This window comes from Pseudomonas cichorii (assembly GCF_015471405.1).
Taxonomy (GTDB): Bacteria; Pseudomonadota; Gammaproteobacteria; order Pseudomonadales; family Pseudomonadaceae; genus Aquipseudomonas; species Aquipseudomonas serbiensis.
The window spans coordinates 297647-314968 of sequence record NZ_BLVZ01000007.1 but is presented as its reverse complement, the minus strand read 5'-3'; the positions used below and the strand labels follow the sequence as shown (position 1 = coordinate 314968).

Below are 17322 nucleotides of genomic sequence, written 5' to 3'. Positions count from 1 at the left end.
GGCCGCGACGACATGCTCACAGGCAATACATTTTCAGCGCCTGTACATGCTGTCGCGGCCAAGGCCCCTCCCACATCAAAGTGTTCCACAAATAAAAAACCCTGCCATCGCTGACAGGGTTTTTCATGACGCTGACCGGGTTTAGCCGATCGATACGCCGTGTGCTTCTGCCAGAGGCTTCAAGCCGCCTGCGAAGCCTTGGCCGATGGCCTTGAACTTGAACTCGTCGCCATGACGATACAGCTCGCCGAAGATCATCGCGGTTTCAGTCGATGCGTCTTCCGACAGGTCGTAACGAGCGATTTCCTTGCCGTCAGCCTTGTTCAGAACGCGGATGTAGGCGTTGGCCACTTGACCGAAGCTTTGCTTGCGCTCGTCAGCCGAGTGGATGGTGACGCCGAAAACCAGCTTCTTCACAGCAGCGTTCAGGGTTGGCAGCTTGACCAGAACAGACTCGTCGTCGCCGTCGCCAGCGCCGGAGCGGTTGTCGCCCAGGTGCTCGACCGAACCGTCAGCCGACTTCTTGTTGTTGTAGAAAATGAAGCCGCTGTCATCCAGAACCTTGCCGTTCTCACCCACGATGAAAACAGAAGCATCCAGGTCGAATTCGGTACCGTCGGTCACGCGAGGGTCCCAGCCCAGGCCTACGGTGATTTCGGTCAGGCCCGGGGCCTCTTTGGACAGGGAAACGTTACCGCCTTTACTCAGACTTACAGCCATGTGCGTAATCCTTTTCTAAAGAAGTAGTAAGGGTATGAATCAGAAATTCATACCGTGAGCGTTGGCCACAGCCTTCAGGCCACCTGCGTAACCCTGGCCTACGGCGCGGAATTTCCACTCACCGTTATTGCGATACAGCTCGGCAAAGATCATCGCGGTTTCGGTCGAAGCATCTTCGGCCAGATCATAGCGAACGATTTCAGCGCTGGACTTCTCGTTCAGTACGCGGATGAAAGAACCACCCACCTGACCGAAGTTCTGCTTGCGGCTGTCAGCGTCGTGAATGGTCACGACGAATACGATTTTCTCGACGTCGGCAGGCACGCGGGTCAGATCGACCTTCACGACTTCATCATCACCATCGCCAGCGCCGGTACGGTTGTCACCGGCATGCTCCACGGAGCCATCGGCGCTCTTGAGCTGGTTGTAGAAAATGAAGTCGGCTTCGCTGCGAACTTTACCGTTGGCGCCCAGCAGGAATGCGCTGGCGTCCAGGTCAAACTCCTGGCCGTCAGTGGCACGCGGGTCCCAGCCCAGGCCGATCAATACATTGGTCAAGGTCGGGTCGGTTTTGGACAGCGAAAGGTTGCCACCTTTTTGCAGAGTCAAAGCCATGATTCGTTTATCTCCTTTTTCCAGTGTTTACGCTTTTTCTTCAGCCGACTCGTCTTTTCCCGGGAAGAGCAGGCTAGCGACAATACCGATTACCAACACCACCATCACAACCAGCAGGCTGGTGTTGGCGCTGATGCTGTATCCATGGTGGAACAAGTGGTCAGTTGCGTTCAGGCCCAGCTTGATCGCGATGAAGAACAGCAGTGCGATAACCGCTTTCTCCAGGTGGACCAGATAGCGCTTCAGAGCTTCAAGTACGAAGTACAGGGTACGCAGACCCAGAATCGCGAACAGCATGGCCGAGAATACGATCAGCGGCTCGCGGCTCACGGCGATGATTGCCGGTACGGAGTCGAATGCGAACAGTACGTCGGAGATTTCAGCCACGACCAGACACAGGAACAGAGGGGTCGCAAAGATCGCGCCCTTGGCAGCCAGGGTGATGCCACTGTTCTCGGGCTTCTTGATTTCCTCTTCCAGGACTGAGCGCCTTACGAAGAAATTGTTGCCGTGCAGCTTTGGCCACACCGGGAACAGTTTCTTGGCGAAGCGATACGCCATGTGCTGGGAGTAGTCGATTTCTTCGTCGTCGTTATCGCCAGCCCTGAGCATCATGATGGCTGTCCAGGCAACGATTACCGCAAACACCACTTCGACCCACGGGCCCAGAGCCAGAAGGCCTGTACCGATGGCGACGAAAATGCCGCGGAAGACGATGGCACCGATGATGCCCCAGTACAGAACGCGATGGCGCAGGCCATCCGGGATCTTGAACCAGGCGAACAAGGCCATGAACACGAAGAGGTTATCGACGCTCAGGACTTTTTCCAGTGCATAACCGGTCACGAACAGCGTGGCGACTTCAGAGCCGTGCTGAACGTACAGGAAACCGGCGAATGCCAGCGAGATGGCCACCCAGAAAATCGACCAGGCCGATGCCTGGGTCAATGTGATCGGCTTGTTTCCCCGGTGAGAAAACATGTCGACGGCCAAGGCCGAGATGGCCAGGCCGATAAAAACGGCCATGGTAAGTGGAGGGAAGCCTAGAGCGGTGCTTTCCATTTAACTGCGTTCCTCAAAGGGGGTAAAAATTACAGGTCGAAATCGGACGGGTTCAGGCCAAGCTCGTTACAGATAGAACGGCAAACTGCACGTTCCTTCTCGTCGAAGCTGCCATCTGCACCACCGATGGCACAGCAGACACGTACCAGCAAACGGGCAGCATCTTCTTTTTTCTTGATCTTGCCGATGGTTTTCAGCGCTTCGGCACGGCCGATCTCGACATCGAAGTCGAACTTGGCGCATGCCTCCTGAAAAGCCTGGATGACGTCTTTCATGTCAAAAACTTTCAGTTCCTGAGAGTTCTGAATGAAGCCAGCCATTTTCTGTTTTTCACTGGAGCTGATATCGCCATCGGCTGCAGATACCAGGGCACAACCTGAAACCACTGCATCCATGAACTCACGATTCTTGAACTTCGAGACTTCGGAAGCAAGCTTGTCACGAGCTGCTGTTGCGTTTGTTTTCAACCAGTCCAGCATTTCAATCCCCTACGAGGCAGCCAGGCCGCCTCAGAAAAATCAATCGTGTTGTTTACTTGGAACCCGCGGCCCAGCGCATGCCCCAGCTGTAAGCCTTGTCCATGTTGCTGTGACCGTTGTGGAAGTCCACACGGCGTGTCACCTTGACGGCACCGTTGTCGTTTTCCAGCAGCGCGATTGCACACATGCCCTGACGACCGCCTTCCTCGTTGAGGCGAACCTCGATAGGTGGCTGGCCCGGAGCGTGGATGGTGACAACACCGTCGGTCTCCTTCCAGTTCGGCGCACCTTCATAGATGAATGCGTAAACCAGAATGCGACGAATCTTGCCCCAGTGCGCACCGTTGATATGCAACCACTCGCCATCACTGACGGAGCCTGTACGGTCATCACCCATCAACTTGATGAAAGGCTCGGTGTTGAGCGATCCGAACGAATTACCCAAAGCCTGGACTGCGCCTTTGTAACCGTCCTGTAACTCGAACAGGCAGCCTACATCAAGGTCGATCGCATTGCTCTTTTTCATCGAAAAGAAGCCACCGCCCTTGCTCTCGCTACGGCGGTTCCAGTTCAGGTTGACCCTGATCTCGCCGAAGCCGGCACTGGTTTTTTCCAGACTGACGGAAGCACGTGTCTTGTCCAGAGTGATCTTGCTGAGGTTGACCGTGGGCTTGGGCGCGGGAGCGGCTGCAGGTGCAGGTGCAGGTGCAGGTGCAGGAGGCTCGGCTTGCGGCGCCGCGACTTCAACACCGAAGTTCTTGGCCAGAGGCTCAAGGCCACCGGCAAAGCCCTGGGCAACACAACGGAACTTCCATACGCCCTGACGCAGATAGAACTCGCCGAGAATAAGCGCGGTTTCCTTCATGCCACTGGTAGGAATGACCGATTCGATGCCACCTGTGATCGTCAGGGCCAGACGCGACACGCTGTCGAAGCTGGCCTTGTTTTCATAGATGGTCGCAGTGAGCGCGACCTTCTCGATGGCAGCATCCAGGCGGCCCGGATCAAGGCTGAATACGGCACGGCCAGACGACGCTTCCGTCAACTGAACCGCACCGCCACTCACGCTCTTCTGACCGAAGAAACACATGTCCTGATCGCCGCGGACCTTGCCGGAACTGGTCAGCAGGAACGCGGAGACATCGATGTCCGCGCCCGCTAGAGGGGAATAGCTGACGTCGACCGTCAATGGGCCAGCAGCTACTGGCGCATTTGCGCCTGGGACAAGTTGAGTCATGCGCGTACTGCTCCAATGGCCAGATCGACCAGATCGTCTGCAGTGCGGCCATTGGTGGCCTGACCTACAGCGGTGAAATCCCAGCCGCTGGAAGTACGTGACAGATAGGACATCACCACGCCAGTGTGCTGGCCTTTTTCAGACAGGTCGAAACGGCCCAGCTCATTGCGGGTACCGAGATCAACGATACGGCAGTAGGCATTGGCGACTTTTTCAAAGTTCTGACCGGTAAACGAGTTGACGGTGAACACCAGATATTTCACGGCTGCTGGCAGTTTTTCCAGATCTACGCTGATGGTTTCGTCATCGCCCGCGCCTTCACCGGTACGGTTGTCGCCGGAGTGGTGGATGGCACCGTCACGCGATTGCAACTGACGGAACCAGACCAGATCGAGAGGCTTCTTGTCGGCATCGAGCATGATGCAGGAAGCGTCCAGGTCGATATCACCGCCACCGCCGCCCAGCAGTTTACCGAAGAAACCGCTCGGCTTTTCAGGGTCCCATCCCAGGCCCATGCTGACTTTTTTGAGGCCTGTACCAGCGGTTTTCTCAAGAGAAATCGTCTGGTTTTTTGCCAACGAGAGTGCCATTTTTCGCTCCATGTGAACTACGGAATTCGGATAAAAGTGTTACAGCCTTACCGCGATGGGCCATCAATGCCATCCCGATTATGTAACTTGGCGTTAACAGGGCCTTTATAGCGGCCTCGACGCCACGCTGGATGGAACAAACGCCAGTGCGCATCCTGTGCTGCCGCCAGTAATTCATGGTCGCCGCGCGTATCGCCCCAGGCCCGCACCCGGAACTGAGAAAGGGGACCATAAACACCCTCAAGACGCATCACCTTGGAGTCGCAGCGACAGTTGCTGCCCTCGATCAGGCCGGTGAGCTTGCCGTCGATCACTTCCAGATTGGTGCCAATCAGCTCGACTTTCAGGCGATTTGCGAAAGGTTGCAGGACCATAGCAGGCGATGCTGAACATAGCGTGACAATGGCGCCCTTTTCGATTTCCGCAGCAACGGACTCCAGCGCCGCAGGGCGCATCAGGCGTGTCCAGTACAGCTCACAGAACGCTTCAGCCTTCTGTTGCAGCCATTGCGCGTCCACGCCGGTCAGAAAGGCCTTGATCAGACGGCCCTTGAGCTCATCTCGTGTCACACGCTTGGCCAGATAGCCCAGGCTCGGCAGAACCAGCCTGGCCATGCGGATGGAAAAGGCACGCTGCCCAAAAGCGAATTTGAGAAATGGGACAAAGCTGTCATGGCGGGTCAGTGTCCCGTCAAAATCGAACACCGCCAACAGGCGTTGCTCCACTTCCACTTCAAGATCAGGCTCTATCATCTAGCTAACTGCCTCAGCGAGTCGAATGCTGGCATCCACGATCGAAGCGGGAGTCGGCAGGACTCCGTGCCATTTGGCGCGCTCCATGATGTGGGTTGCCCATTTGTAATGAGTGGCCGGTTCACACATCGCATCGTTGTACTTGAACACCGCCGGAGCGACAGAGTTCAAAATCATCCGTGCGCAATTCAGGTCTTCCAGGCTCACCCGAAACGCATTCTGAATGATATTGACCTGCGAGGGGTGGATTGCTGTCTTGCCCACCATACCGTTGGAGATATCCAGCACCAGTTCCTGCTCCATGATGTCGGGCGTCGCCAGTTGCTCGAAGACGGGAGCCGTCAAGGCGAACCCCTGCGACCCCATCACCCCGGCCAGCATCGGAATGACATACCCCATCGGCGTGCCATACAGCGTCATGGCCGGATTGCGGCGCAGCCCGAGACAGCCCATCAGATCGTTGCCACCAATGCGCAAGGCGATGATCCGCTCGCCCAGATTGACCTTGAGTGCCTGCCCCAGTTCGACCATGGCCGTCGGGTTGAACACTTCAGGCGTCTCCAGTGTAGGCATCAAAGCCAGGTCTGGATTGGTAACAGCATCCTCCCAGCTTGTCAGACTTTGCAGCGAGAGCTTGGGAACAACGAACCCGTCGACGTGGGCCATAAGCGGCCAGTCATTGAGAATCTTCGCCATTGCCGCATCGCGAGGGCGCACGAACAGCAGCGGGCCATTGTCTGGCCGACCGCCACGATCCTGGATGCGCGTCAGCACATTGCGCAGGTTGACCAGCGCGGTCTCGACATCGATAAGGGCGACGGCATCTTCCAGACATACGACCAGCGAGCGCAATTCGGGGATCTTCTCTCCGAATACCACATCGAGAATGTCGTCGCGGGTTGCAGGCATATACAGCGTTGCACCCAAAGCATAAGGCGAAGGTATGGCCATTAGCTGAGACTCCGAATGATGGTTACCGCCCGATAGGGCCCCAGGGCATTTCCGGCTTCTTCGACAGGGATGCCCGCTTTTTCGGTCAGGTGCATGAGTAATTGCACATCGCTGTCAGTGGTATTGCGCACCAGCACATGATCGGGCACCCGGCGCATGACAGCACGGGTCGCCTCGGCAATCCCGGGTTTCACACGATTGAGGTTATTGACCCCGAACCGCTCGGCCAGGCTGTCGACAACCTGCCGGGCTGCGGTCTTGAGTTCGATACGCTGGCCGGGAGCCCAGGGCAGAGCCGGGGTCACGCTGCTCAAGCCCCGGCGCTGGCTTTCGATCCGTTCGATGAACGAGCGGGTCACGTCATGTTCCTGCAAGTGATCGTAAACGACACACCCATGCAGCCCGCCATCAGCAGGCCATATGGAGCGCGACACCAGCCCGGACACCGTGGCGCCCAGAATGCCGGACGGTATGACCCAGTCCTCCGAGGACGCCGCCAGCCACGCACTGCCGCACGGGTCGGCCAACACAACCAGACGCGGCTCTTCAGGGAACCGGACATCGCCCGCCAGACTGCGTTTGATCTCTCCGGAAATCGCGCCCTTGCCGGTCCAGCCATCCACGAAAACAATGTTCTGGGCACCATGGGCCTGAATGATGGCCTCAAGCGCAACCGAGTCGATCCCACGGTCACGAATGATGCTGATGCCATAGTGATGCGTTTCACGCCCCAGTTCGATCAAGGCCCGACGCAACAAGACTCCCAACGGCAAACCGGCACGTACGAATGACACCAGAATGATTTCAGGCCCCTGACAAGCCTGATCAAGAGCCAGCGCCAACGCCTGCACGTCGGTCGCCATGCGCACGCCGTTCTGCATCAGCGCACGCTCGAACAAGGCACAGTGAGCCTCGCCGGGCGCGGACTCCTGGCTGATCATTTCCGAATAATGCTTTTGCTTCGTCTGGATCAGACGTTCTTTTTCTTCGACATCGGTGGTGTCCATCTCGATGCCGCGCAGCAGAAAATGCACGTCATCCGCGAGATAGCTACCGCTGCCCACCGTATCGAGCCCGTGAACGGGATTACTCATGCGCAGCACCGGCGAACATCCTGGCCAACTGACTGCGGGCAGGCGTTGCCCACCAGTGACACTCGTCCATGAAACCCAGGTCGGTGATGCTGTCACCAAAGCCCAGCACCGGGCGCTCGCCATTGACGGCCTGATCGCGACGTAACCATTCCTGAACGGCGTAACGCTTGGCCAACCCGTTGGGCAGGAACGCCAGATTGTTGCCGTTGCCATGCACATGCATGTCATCGAGCAGGCCACGTGCCTGCACTTCGGCCAGCACGCGAGTCAGGATGCTGTCATCGCTTTCGTTATGCTTGGTCACTACATAATGGAAAAGATTCGCCTCCTCCACTACCCAGCCGCGCAACGAAACGCCCATTTCCTGACCAATGGCCAAGGTGGCAGCGCTCAGTTCATGCAAACGCCCCTGATAAGCGGCCAGGGTCTGTTTCATCTGTGCATTCCAGTCGCTGTCCAGGCGGCCGCCAGCATCGAGCATCACACCGCCATGTGAGCAGATGGCGCCAACACTGAAGGGCAACTTCACCCGGCTATAGGCCTCGACACTGCGCGCCGTGACCGGCACTACATCGGAATGGGCCAGCAGCCAGTTCACGAAGGACTTCTGCACATTGGTCATGTAGCCATTGGCATTGCCTGTGAGGTCAACGGTCGCGACATGCTTCTCGATACCGGGAGCTGTCTTGCGGGCGGTCTGGAACAGGGTGTCGTCCAGATCCACGAATATCAGCGGGCGTTCGTTACTCATCACAGATGACCTCGGCATTCAGCGCTTCGACCAGTTCGGCAGGCACCGCCTGCTGAGGGGTTTCGGTGCAGATCAGTACACGATCGAACTGACCGGGCCGTACGTTGTAGAGAAAATTGGGAATACCCAGCCCGTAGTTGTCGGAGAATGACAGTGCATGATCGATGGCATGCCCCAAGGCAATGGGTGAACGACTGGTGGAGCTGAAATGCACATCCGCACCGGCCTTTTCCAGACGTTCGGCCAACAGGAATGGGCGCCAGACGAACTCGCTGGTACCGACCACCAGCACACGCTCGCCCTTGGCGACCTGAATACCCGGCGCCAGGGTGTCGGCCACGGAGCGCACACCAAGACGCCCCCAGTCATTGTCGGTAACCAATGGCCAGTCACCCATGGCAACAGTGCCGACTTCCGGCATGTCCGGCAGTGGCGCAGCCAGATCCTCGGCGAAGGAGTAGGAACCCTGCAGCAGCGAAACCTGCTCGGCCACATTGCCCATCGTGGTACTGACCGCACCGGCCGACCAGTCGGTCAATACACAGGTCACGACACGCTCGACCTTGCTCAGCCCGGCCTCGACCAGCGCCCTGTACAGATTGATGAATGTCTTGCCGGTGGAGGCTTCGTCATCGACCAGTACCAGCGAACGAGCGCCAAGCATCATTTCGCGCAGCGCAGGGTCGGTGGGCAAGTGAATCAGGTGGGCACTGGCGTGGCTGTGCTCCTCCTCGAAACGGGCGAACAGCTCGGTGCCGGTCGGGTGACGGGTACTGACCAGATACAGTGAGTCCGGGCGCGATTCGCTATAGGCACGATGCACGCCTGCCCCAAGCCCGACTGCCGTCTCGGCCATGCCGATGACCAGCACCGGGCCCGGGAGATCAGCTGGGATCTTGTGCGCAAGGTCCTGAAAGCTTTTGAGCATGACACCAGGACGCACCGGAATATGTCGCCCCAGCACTCGGGAAACAAAGAGAAACGCCCGCTTGGGATTGCGTCGCTCGGCAAAGCCGAACAGTGAGTCCGGAGCAATGGTAGACGAATCGACCATCACGTCGAGACGACCACGAAGCAGATCAGCGCGAAGCCTTGTAGGGGTTGAAAGAGCTGAGCTGCTGTCCATCGATAGATTCCTGGTTAACGGGGCCAATGCCCCTGGCGCCTGCCCCGTATCCCGAAGGGAAGCGGTCGTTATGCGCGCGAGGCCTCAAGAAGCCAGAGCGCCGACTGGGCAGAGCGTGTAATTTCAGTCGTGGTGTACGCCCTCTCGGGACGGGCATGGGATGCCGTTACGCGACAGGCTTCCAGAAAAGACAGAAGCAATGCCGACTTCACCGCGAAATTCATGTTCTGTGCATCCGGCACACTTGAGGTCACCATCCCGATAACCGCGCCACCGTTGTCGAACAGTGGACTGCCACTGGAGCCCGGCTGAATGGGCGCCGTGAACTGAAACAGGCTGGCATCGCTGTGCAAGCCGAACAGGCCGGATATCCCGCCTTGAGTCACTTGCAGGCTACCACCGGAAATCGAAGCCAGTGGATAACCCAGCGCCACCACCGTATCGCCCGGCTCGGCACCCTGCCCCTCACGAAACGTGACCGGCTTGAGCGGCGAAGCACCTTGCACCCGCAGCAATGCGATGTCGTTTCGACGATCGACCACCACTGGCTCGACCTTGAAGCGCCCTTCCAGCGAACTGATATACAGCACGCTCATGTCTTCAATGACATGGGCACACGTCATCACATGGGAAGGCCCGACCACAAACGCGGTGCCTGTAGCCGACTGATGATGACCGCCCGGAGAGTTGATGGAACTGCGCCGAGGATGATGATCATTGACGTCCAGGCCTATCTTGCGTCCAAACGCTGCCAGTCCGTAGGCAGAACCTTCATGCAGCGCTCGAAACTTCCATTGATCGTTACGCTGGTAAAACTCACCGATGATGATCGAAGCCTCACCGTTGTCCCGCAGATCTGCCTGGACTTCGATTTCCTTGTCGATCACCAGTCGCAAGCTGGAAATATCGCGAATTGGCCCGGTGGCGGCATAGACGTAAACCATCACCAGAACACGATCACTGCCAGCGGGCAGGCGATCCAGCTTGAGCGAGCAACCGACACGTTCTGGTCCGTCGCTCCACTCCATCCAGTTCTGTTCGCGGTGCAGCAATGCCGGTTCGCCCTTGGGCTGACGTTTTTCGTCAACCGGCAGCAAGGCTACCGCGACGTATTCGCCGAATACCGAAGCCTTTCCGCTTTCCAGCAACCACGTGCAATGTGCATTCGCAATTGCTGTATTTGCGCCCGGTGCCAACACTTTCATGCCCAATCCTCCCTGATAAGAGCAATTTAATAGCAAAAAACTATTATCCCGATCAAACCGAAGCCAGTACAGCCACGGTTATCGCCTTGACCCGGATATTATCCAGCCAATGTGTTTCCGGTTCTTTCAGCCCAAGCCGACGAGTTGCGAAAATTCCCGGCAGATTGACACCCGTTTCCCGTGTGTAACCAATACCGCCCGAGTAGCGAGGATTGATTTCAAGCAGGTGCGGCTTGCCGTCGGCATCGTCACGAGTCTGCACGTTGATCAGGCCGTCGCAGCCAAAATGCTCGGCCGCCTGCACGGCCAGCCGGACAGCTTCGCTGTCGCGCTCGAAAGTCTGGTTCATGCCCTGCTTGCGCCGACCGACGAAGGCCACGGCCTTGCCATGCTCACAGACCATATCCACCGAACATTCACTGCCCGGCATATACGGCATGAGCAGCATGGGCGGCCTGTCATCCGATTGGCGATAGGCGTTCAGATAAGCCTCGAAGCTGGTTTCCCGAGCGTCAGGATTGGCGAAGCAACGGAAGTCATCGACACCGGCCTTGAAGCGCCAGAAACCATGCCCGAAAATTCCTACCGTCGGCTTGATGCAGACCTCACCTGTGCGGGACAGTGTTTCGTAGGCTGCCAGCAATTCTTCGGTATTGTTTGCACTGATCCCCGGTATGCAGGCCAGCCCGGCCTGCTCGGCGGCGGCAGTAAAAAGGCTTTTGTCGTCTACATTGAGAAAGGTCTGCATGCTGGTACCGCCGGTAACCAGGTCAAAACCCTCGGCCACGAAACGCTCACGATGCGCCTCATAAAAACTGCCGACACGCCCGGCGATAATGACTTTGACACCCAGTTCACGGGCCGTCTCAAGAACCCAGTCAATGCGCTCAGCGTTATTGCGGGGCTCCTGCAAGGCAACGTCGGCCTGCCCGGTAATTTCCGAGCGATCCTGGCGATGGGAAGCGATAATCCGCACCGATGCCGGCAAGGCATCACGCGCGCCCATGATGACTTCGCGTTGGCTGGACTGCCCTTCAAGGAACCAAATCATGTGACTCTCCAGAAGACAAAGCAGCTTTCTAAGCAGCTTTGTCGAATTTTGTAATAACTGTTTTGCTTCAAAATGTTCGGATTAGGGCAAAGTCACGCCATTTTTCACTAGGGGACAATGACATGAAGTGGCTCAAGCGGTCGATTTGGCTTTTGGTTTTCGTTGCATTCGGGATCGGCGCACTCAGCCTCTACTACGTCTTGCCGCGTCATGATGTCGTGATGGTCACGGGTGTGGAAGTAAAAAGAATGGACGCAGACGGCGTGATCAACGCCGACAACGTGGCCGACGGCCCGACCCGCGATGTCTACTTCATCAACACCGAAGACCCGGACACCAAGAAAGTCGTGGTCTACCGCAACGAAGACACCGGCTGGAGCTTCCCGTGGTACTTCAAGTTCGACTCGGCAGATATCCAGGCCAAGGCCCAGGGCTATTCCCGTGACTCGCAGCAACTGGCACTGATCCGCTACTACGGCTGGCGCATCCAGATCCTGTCGATGTTCCCCAACATCACCGAGATCGAAATTACCAGCAACCGCGACCAACCGTTCCCGATCTTCAACGCGATCTTCTTCAGCGTGCTGATTCTGCTGGTGCTGGTCGTGGTGATTGTGGTCAAGCGCCGGTTTCGCAAGCAGCCGCGTGTGGATGGGGTTGTGAGAGGTTAGGCGAATTTATTCGGGGGGATGCGCGATGCTCCCCCGCAGCCAGAAACGAGGCAGAGAAGGACCTCCAAAACTCTGCCCGGACTGCTGCTGAAGAGTCTCAAGATAGGGAAAGTCGCGAACGATCGTATAGAAAATCAGGCCTGTTGCCAGAACGAGACAGGCCATCCATAACCGATCAAGAATCAGGTTGCGCGAAGCCGGTGTGACCTGCCATTCATGCAGGGCCAATAACCAGCCAACAATGATTGCCAGCCATAACTGCGAGTACGGCATGACAATGACACCATCGACCATCGCCTGTGTCAGCGCACCAACCAGACTTGCGAACAGGCAAAGCCGTAGCAGATCGACAGGCTCTAGAGAGTGAGCCTGCTTGAGTAACAAGAGCCCTGTGACCACGCCTCCATACAAAGCCAGCCCGGCGACGCACAATGCGGAAGGTATTCCCCACTCGCTTGCCCACTGCAGGATCGCCTGATGCGGATGCGCGCCATACGGGTTCCAGATATCAGCAAAATGCATCGGCCCAAAACCCAGCAGCGGACGCTCCTTGATCATGGTCCATGCCTGCTGCCACAAAAGCTCACGGGCAGACAGCGAAGTATTCAGCCGCTCACCTGCAAAGTTGGCGACTTCAATGCCCAGCCAGGCCGGTAACAGACTGAAAAGAAGAAGAAACTGCAATACCCCCACAAAAGCGGCTGCCAGTTGCCAGCCTGCCCAGTAGCGGCCAGCACGTCCGAGACAAGAAGCTACGATCACGGCAGTTCCCATACCCAGCCATGTACCTCGCGTACCACCAGTCACGGCGATCATCCACCAGAGGCTCAGCAAGACAAAGATTGAGACCTTGATAGAGCGCCGTGCCGAAACAAGAAGCAGTGGCAATGCAAGCAACGGTAAGGTGAACGTCTGAAACTGGCCATAGAAACGCTTGTTGGAAAAACCTTCCAACAGCAGGTCTGTGTCCAGCGAAGAGGGAAAGCTGAGGAAGGCTGCAGCAGTTGCCGAAAGAAACTGAAGTGTTTTGATAGAACAAATGAAGACAGCGAAACCAATGAAAAACCGATCAAGCTGAGCACCATGAATTCGTCGCTGTTGGGCAAATGCACTGGCGATGGCGCAACACAGCAACAAGACCGATAACTCGATCAATGCCCAGAGGGGTTGATGGGCTGTCAGGCTGGAAATGACTCCACCCAGCAACACACATGAAAAAACAGCCTTGATACCAGATTGAAACACACTGGCATTCAAACCCTTGATCGAATACAGACAAAGGGTCAATACGGAGAGGGTGCCAATAAGAAACTGTGCCAGTCTCTGGAAGTTGTGGCCGGAAAACTCAAAGGTGCCAGCGCAGATAAAAAGCGTGATGCAACAGAAGAAGAAAAAAATATGGTTTTTTGCTGTAGATAACACTTGGAGACTCCAGACCTCCGACATCAAAAAAGGCGCCGAAGCGCCTTTCTTTCAAGCTATTACGAGCCGGTACATGTTGCAGGAGAGGCGTTCGTCGGGCTAACAGTACATGTCCAAGTGATACTTCCGCCTACGCTTCCAGCACCAGTAGTAGGAGGTGGTGTTGGAGCCAGGATAACGGTAACAGGAGAACGGGTAGCCGTTAATGTACCACTGCCTGAGCAGCCTGTAATAGCAGTAGCCCCCGTACCACAAAGAGCAGTGCCAGTGAGGCCATTGCTCCAGTTCTCTGCTACCGCAATCTTGGCGGAGTCCAGCGTCGCGAGCAGAGCAGAGGCCTGCGCGCGCAAGGTGTAATTTTGATAGGACGGAATGGCTACTGCGGCCAGAATACCGACAATCGCAACCACGATCATCAGCTCGATCAGCGTAAAACCTTTTTGTGTTTGCATGGATACATCTCCAAGGCGTCAATGAGGTGGTGCCTTGCAGGAATAAAAGCACAGGCCATGCCAAATCCAGATACCGCACAATTGATTGACCAAAATCAACCATAAGCGCTCTTTGCGACCACCGAAATCATCAGAAACTGACAATTTTCGTCACATCCCATACTGCCATTTGGCAGCAAAGCCCGACTGCGCTATAAACCTCACACTGTCTGTGTCTGGTGGTTTTATGTCTGATGTCGTCCTCACCGGTCTGGCCAAGCAATTGGTCGAAGCCGAGCTTCTTACTGAAAAAACTGCGCAGCAGGCTTACCAACAGGCACGGCGCGACAAGATTTCGCTGGTCAGCTATCTGGTGCAGAACAAGCTGGTCAAAAGTCTGGTACTGGCAGAGCTGGCATCCGATCAGTTCGGTGTCCCCTTCCTTGACCTCAACTGCCTGGACAAGGAAAGCCAGCCCAAAGGCCTGGTCAGTGAAAAGCTGGTACGCCAGCACCATGCACTGCCTTTATGGCGACGCGGCAACAAGCTGTTCGTGGGCGTATCGGACCCCACCAACCATCAGGCCGTTACCGATATCCAGTTCAGTACAGGCCTCAATACCGAAGCGATTCTGGTCGAAGACGACAAGCTCAGCGATGCCATTGAAAAGCTGTTCGACACAGGTATGGGCCTGGGGGAAATGGCCGATGTCGACCTGGGACTGGATATCGAACAGGCCGAGAACACCAAAGAAACCTCGATATCCGGGAAAGACGATGCCGACGACGCGCCAGTCGTGCGCTTCGTCAACAAGATGCTGATGGATGCCATACGTATGGGCTCTTCAGACTTGCACTTCGAGCCTTATGAAAAGGTCTTTCGCGTGCGCTTTCGTACCGATGGCATTTTGCACGAGGCCGCCAGGCCACCTATACATCTGGCCAGCCGGATTGCCGCACGCCTGAAAGTCATGGCCAGCCTGGATATCTCGGAGCGGCGCAAACCTCAGGATGGTCGGGTCAAACTGCGCGTATCCAAAAGCAAGGCCATCGATTTTCGTATGAACACCCTGCCGACGCTGTGGGGCGAAAAGATCGTGATGCGGATCCTCGACCCCACCAGCGCACAGATGGGCATTGATGCGCTGGGGTATGAGCCGGAGCAAAAGGCTCTTTATCTGGAAGCTCTAAAGCAACCGCAAGGGATGATCCTGGTCACCGGCCCCACCGGCTCGGGTAAAACCGTTTCGCTCTATACCGGCCTGAATATCCTCAATACCGTGGATATCAATATCTCTACCGCAGAAGACCCGGTGGAGATCAACCTGGAAGGCATTAATCAGGTCAACGTCAACCCGCGCCAGGGCATGGACTTTTCCCAGGCGCTGCGGGCCTTTCTGCGTCAGGACCCGGACGTGATCATGGTGGGTGAGATCCGCGATCTGGAAACCGCCGAAATCGCCATCAAGGCTTCGCAGACCGGCCATATGGTGCTCTCTACCCTGCACACCAATAGCGCAGCGGAAACACTGACTCGACTGCATCATATGGGGGTCGCGGCCTTTAACATTGCCACGGCCATCAACCTGATCATTGCCCAGCGACTGGCCCGTAAACTCTGCCCTCATTGCAAGAAAGAGATCGATGTGCCACGGGAAACACTGCTCAAGGAAGGCTTCCCGGAATCGGAAATCGGCAAGTTCAAGATCTATGGGCCTGTTGGCTGCGATCACTGTAATGGCGGCTATAGAGGCCGGGTCGGTATTTACGAAGTGGTCAAGAAAACACCGGAGCTGGAACGCATCATCATGGAAGAAGGCAACGCATTGGACATTTCAAAACAGATGCGCAAGGACGGCTTCAATGACTTGCGCACTTCAGGCTTGCACAAAGCCATGCAGGGCATTACCAGTCTTGAAGAAGTCAACCGCGTGACCAAGGATTAAACATGGCTAGCAAGGCAGTCAAAGTCACTGTTTACACGTGGGAAGGCCTGGACAAGAAAGGCTCGAAAATGAGTGGGGAGCTGAGCGGCCATAATCCGGCGCTCATCAAGGCCCAACTGCGCAAGCAAGGTATCAACCCAACCAAGGTACGTAAAAAGTCCGTCTCGATATTCGGTAACGGCAAGAAGATCAAACCGCTGGATATCGCCTTTTTCTCACGGCAAATGGCAACGATGATGAAAGCGGGAGTTCCACTGCTGCAATCGTTCGACATCATCAGCGAAGGTGCCGAAAATCCGAACATGCGCGCACTGGTGGACTTCCTGAAGCAGGAAGTATCGGCGGGTAACAGCCTGGCAACGGCCTTGCGGCAAAAGCCCGAGTACTTCGACGATCTGTACTGCAACCTGGTGGATGCCGGTGAGCAGGCCGGTGCGCTTGAAAGTCTGTTGGATCGAGTTGCGACCTATAAGGAAAAAACCGAAGCACTCAAGTCCAAGATCAAGAAGGCAATGACCTACCCTATCGCGGTCATGGTTGTAGCGGTGATTGTTTCGGGTATTTTGCTGATCAAGGTCGTTCCGCAATTTCAGTCGGTATTTGCAGGTTTTAACGCTGAATTACCCGCCTTTACCTTGATGGTCATCGGGCTATCAGAGATTGTGCAAAATTGGTGGCTGGCCATCGTCGGTCTTTTTATTGTCAGCTTTTTCATGTTCAAACGAGCCTATAAGCAGTCTCAGAACTTTCGCGACCGTATCGATAGATTCCTGCTGAAAGTCCCGATCATAGGGCCGTTGATTTTCAAATCGTCGGTAGCTCGTTATTCACGAACCCTGGCAACAACTTTTGCTGCTGGTGTTCCACTGGTGGAAGCGCTGGACTCCGTGGCTGGCGCAACCGGCAATGTGGTGTTCAAGAATGCGGTCAACAAGATCAAGCAAGACGTTTCAACCGGTATGCAGTTGAACTTCTCCATGCGCTCAGTGAATGTCTTCCCGAGCCTGGCCATTCAAATGACTGCTATTGGAGAAGAGTCCGGTGCTCTGGATTCCATGCTCGACAAGGTTGCGACTTACTATGAGGACGAGGTAGACAATATGGTCGACAGCCTGACCAGCCTGATGGAGCCGATGATCATGGCAGTACTCGGCGTTATCGTGGGTGGTCTGGTGCTTGCCATGTACTTGCCTATCTTCAAACTCGGAAACGTCGTCTGA

The 17322-nt window shown here is 56.2% G+C and carries 18 protein-coding genes; 3 read left to right on the top strand and 15 right to left on the bottom strand.

The features are described 5' to 3' along the window. Positions 1-141 precede the first annotated feature (141 nt). The 13 genes from JL015_RS13330 to JL015_RS13270 all read right to left on the bottom strand — a co-directional run bounded on the left by JL015_RS13330 (position 142) and on the right by JL015_RS13270 (position 11633). Positions 142-720 carry a TerD family protein gene (locus JL015_RS13330; protein ID WP_201005832.1) on the bottom strand — a complete coding sequence of 193 codons (579 nt, stop codon included), beginning with the start codon at positions 718-720 and terminating at the stop codon, positions 142-144. A 39-nt stretch (positions 721-759) separates the two neighbouring features. After that, entirely contained in the window at positions 760-1335 is a 576-nt protein-coding gene (locus JL015_RS13325) for a TerD family protein (RefSeq protein WP_201005834.1), read from the bottom strand. 27 nt (positions 1336-1362) lie between these two features. Further along, complete coding sequence (locus JL015_RS13320; RefSeq protein ID WP_201018769.1) at positions 1363-2397, bottom strand: TerC/Alx family metal homeostasis membrane protein; 1035 nt, start codon at positions 2395-2397, stop codon at positions 1363-1365. A gap of 29 nt (positions 2398-2426) precedes the next feature. Beyond that, positions 2427-2876 (bottom strand): tellurite resistance TerB family protein, encoded by a 450-nt coding sequence (locus JL015_RS13315; protein ID WP_201005840.1) that lies wholly within the window; start codon positions 2874-2876, stop codon positions 2427-2429. Between the two features lie 52 nt (positions 2877-2928). Next, entirely contained in the window at positions 2929-4113 is a 1185-nt protein-coding gene (locus JL015_RS13310; protein WP_201018768.1) for a TerD family protein, read from the bottom strand. Then, positions 4110-4703, bottom strand: coding sequence for a TerD family protein (locus tag JL015_RS13305; protein ID WP_201018767.1), 594 nt, complete (start codon positions 4701-4703; stop codon positions 4110-4112). Before JL015_RS13305 ends, JL015_RS13310 begins: the two co-directional genes overlap by 4 nt. A 47-nt stretch (positions 4704-4750) precedes the next feature. After that, positions 4751-5455: an HAD-IB family hydrolase gene (locus tag JL015_RS13300; protein ID WP_201018766.1), complete on the bottom strand. Its 705-nt coding sequence runs from the start codon at positions 5453-5455 to the stop codon at positions 4751-4753. Continuing rightward, a complete protein-coding gene (locus JL015_RS13295; protein ID WP_201005848.1) occupies positions 5456-6406 on the bottom strand; it encodes an HpcH/HpaI aldolase/citrate lyase family protein in 951 nt (316 codons plus the stop codon). After that, complete coding sequence (locus JL015_RS13290) at positions 6406-7500, bottom strand: cysteine protease StiP domain-containing protein (protein WP_201018765.1); 1095 nt, start codon at positions 7498-7500, stop codon at positions 6406-6408. Before JL015_RS13290 ends, JL015_RS13295 begins: the two co-directional genes overlap by 1 nt. Further along, positions 7493-8251: an HAD family hydrolase gene (locus tag JL015_RS13285; protein ID WP_201018764.1), complete on the bottom strand. Its 759-nt coding sequence runs from the start codon at positions 8249-8251 to the stop codon at positions 7493-7495. The genes JL015_RS13290 and JL015_RS13285 overlap by 8 nt, the downstream gene beginning before the upstream one ends. Then, a complete protein-coding gene (locus tag JL015_RS13280; protein ID WP_201018763.1) occupies positions 8244-9377 on the bottom strand; it encodes a phosphoribosyltransferase domain-containing protein in 1134 nt (377 codons plus the stop codon). Before JL015_RS13280 ends, JL015_RS13285 begins: the two co-directional genes overlap by 8 nt. 68 nt (positions 9378-9445) lie before the next feature. Next, on the bottom strand, positions 9446-10582 hold the full coding sequence (locus JL015_RS13275; RefSeq protein ID WP_201018762.1) for a trypsin-like peptidase domain-containing protein: 1137 nt from the start codon (positions 10580-10582) through the stop codon (positions 9446-9448). 52 nt (positions 10583-10634) lie between these two features. After that, on the bottom strand, positions 10635-11633 hold the full coding sequence (locus JL015_RS13270; protein WP_201018761.1) for an ATP-grasp domain-containing protein: 999 nt from the start codon (positions 11631-11633) through the stop codon (positions 10635-10637). Between the two features lie 122 nt (positions 11634-11755). Here JL015_RS13270 and JL015_RS13265 point away from each other — a divergent pair, with 122 nt between their 5' ends. Continuing rightward, positions 11756-12304: a DUF1523 family protein gene (locus tag JL015_RS13265; RefSeq protein WP_201018760.1), complete on the top strand. Its 549-nt coding sequence runs from the start codon at positions 11756-11758 to the stop codon at positions 12302-12304. A 6-nt stretch (positions 12305-12310) separates the two neighbouring features. Here the strand turns inward: JL015_RS13265 and JL015_RS13260 are convergent, their stop codons facing one another. Both JL015_RS13260 and JL015_RS13255 read right to left on the bottom strand, forming a co-directional pair. Further along, the gene (locus JL015_RS13260; protein ID WP_201018810.1) at positions 12311-13750 is read right to left on the bottom strand and encodes an O-antigen ligase family protein; all 1440 of its coding nucleotides are present in this window, start codon (positions 13748-13750) and stop codon (positions 12311-12313) included. A gap of 35 nt (positions 13751-13785) precedes the next feature. Next, entirely contained in the window at positions 13786-14178 is a 393-nt protein-coding gene (locus JL015_RS13255; RefSeq protein ID WP_201018759.1) for a pilin, read from the bottom strand. Between the two features lie 226 nt (positions 14179-14404). On the opposite strand from JL015_RS13255, the gene pilB reads away from it, so the two are divergent. Together pilB and JL015_RS13245 are read left to right on the top strand one after the other, a co-directional pair. Continuing rightward, positions 14405-16102, top strand: a complete 1698-nt coding sequence (gene pilB / locus JL015_RS13250) for a type IV-A pilus assembly ATPase PilB (RefSeq protein WP_201018758.1) — start codon at positions 14405-14407, stop codon at positions 16100-16102. A 2-nt stretch (positions 16103-16104) separates the two neighbouring features. Beyond that, positions 16105-17322 carry a type II secretion system F family protein gene (locus JL015_RS13245; RefSeq protein ID WP_201005863.1) on the top strand — a complete coding sequence of 406 codons (1218 nt, stop codon included), beginning with the start codon at positions 16105-16107 and terminating at the stop codon, positions 17320-17322.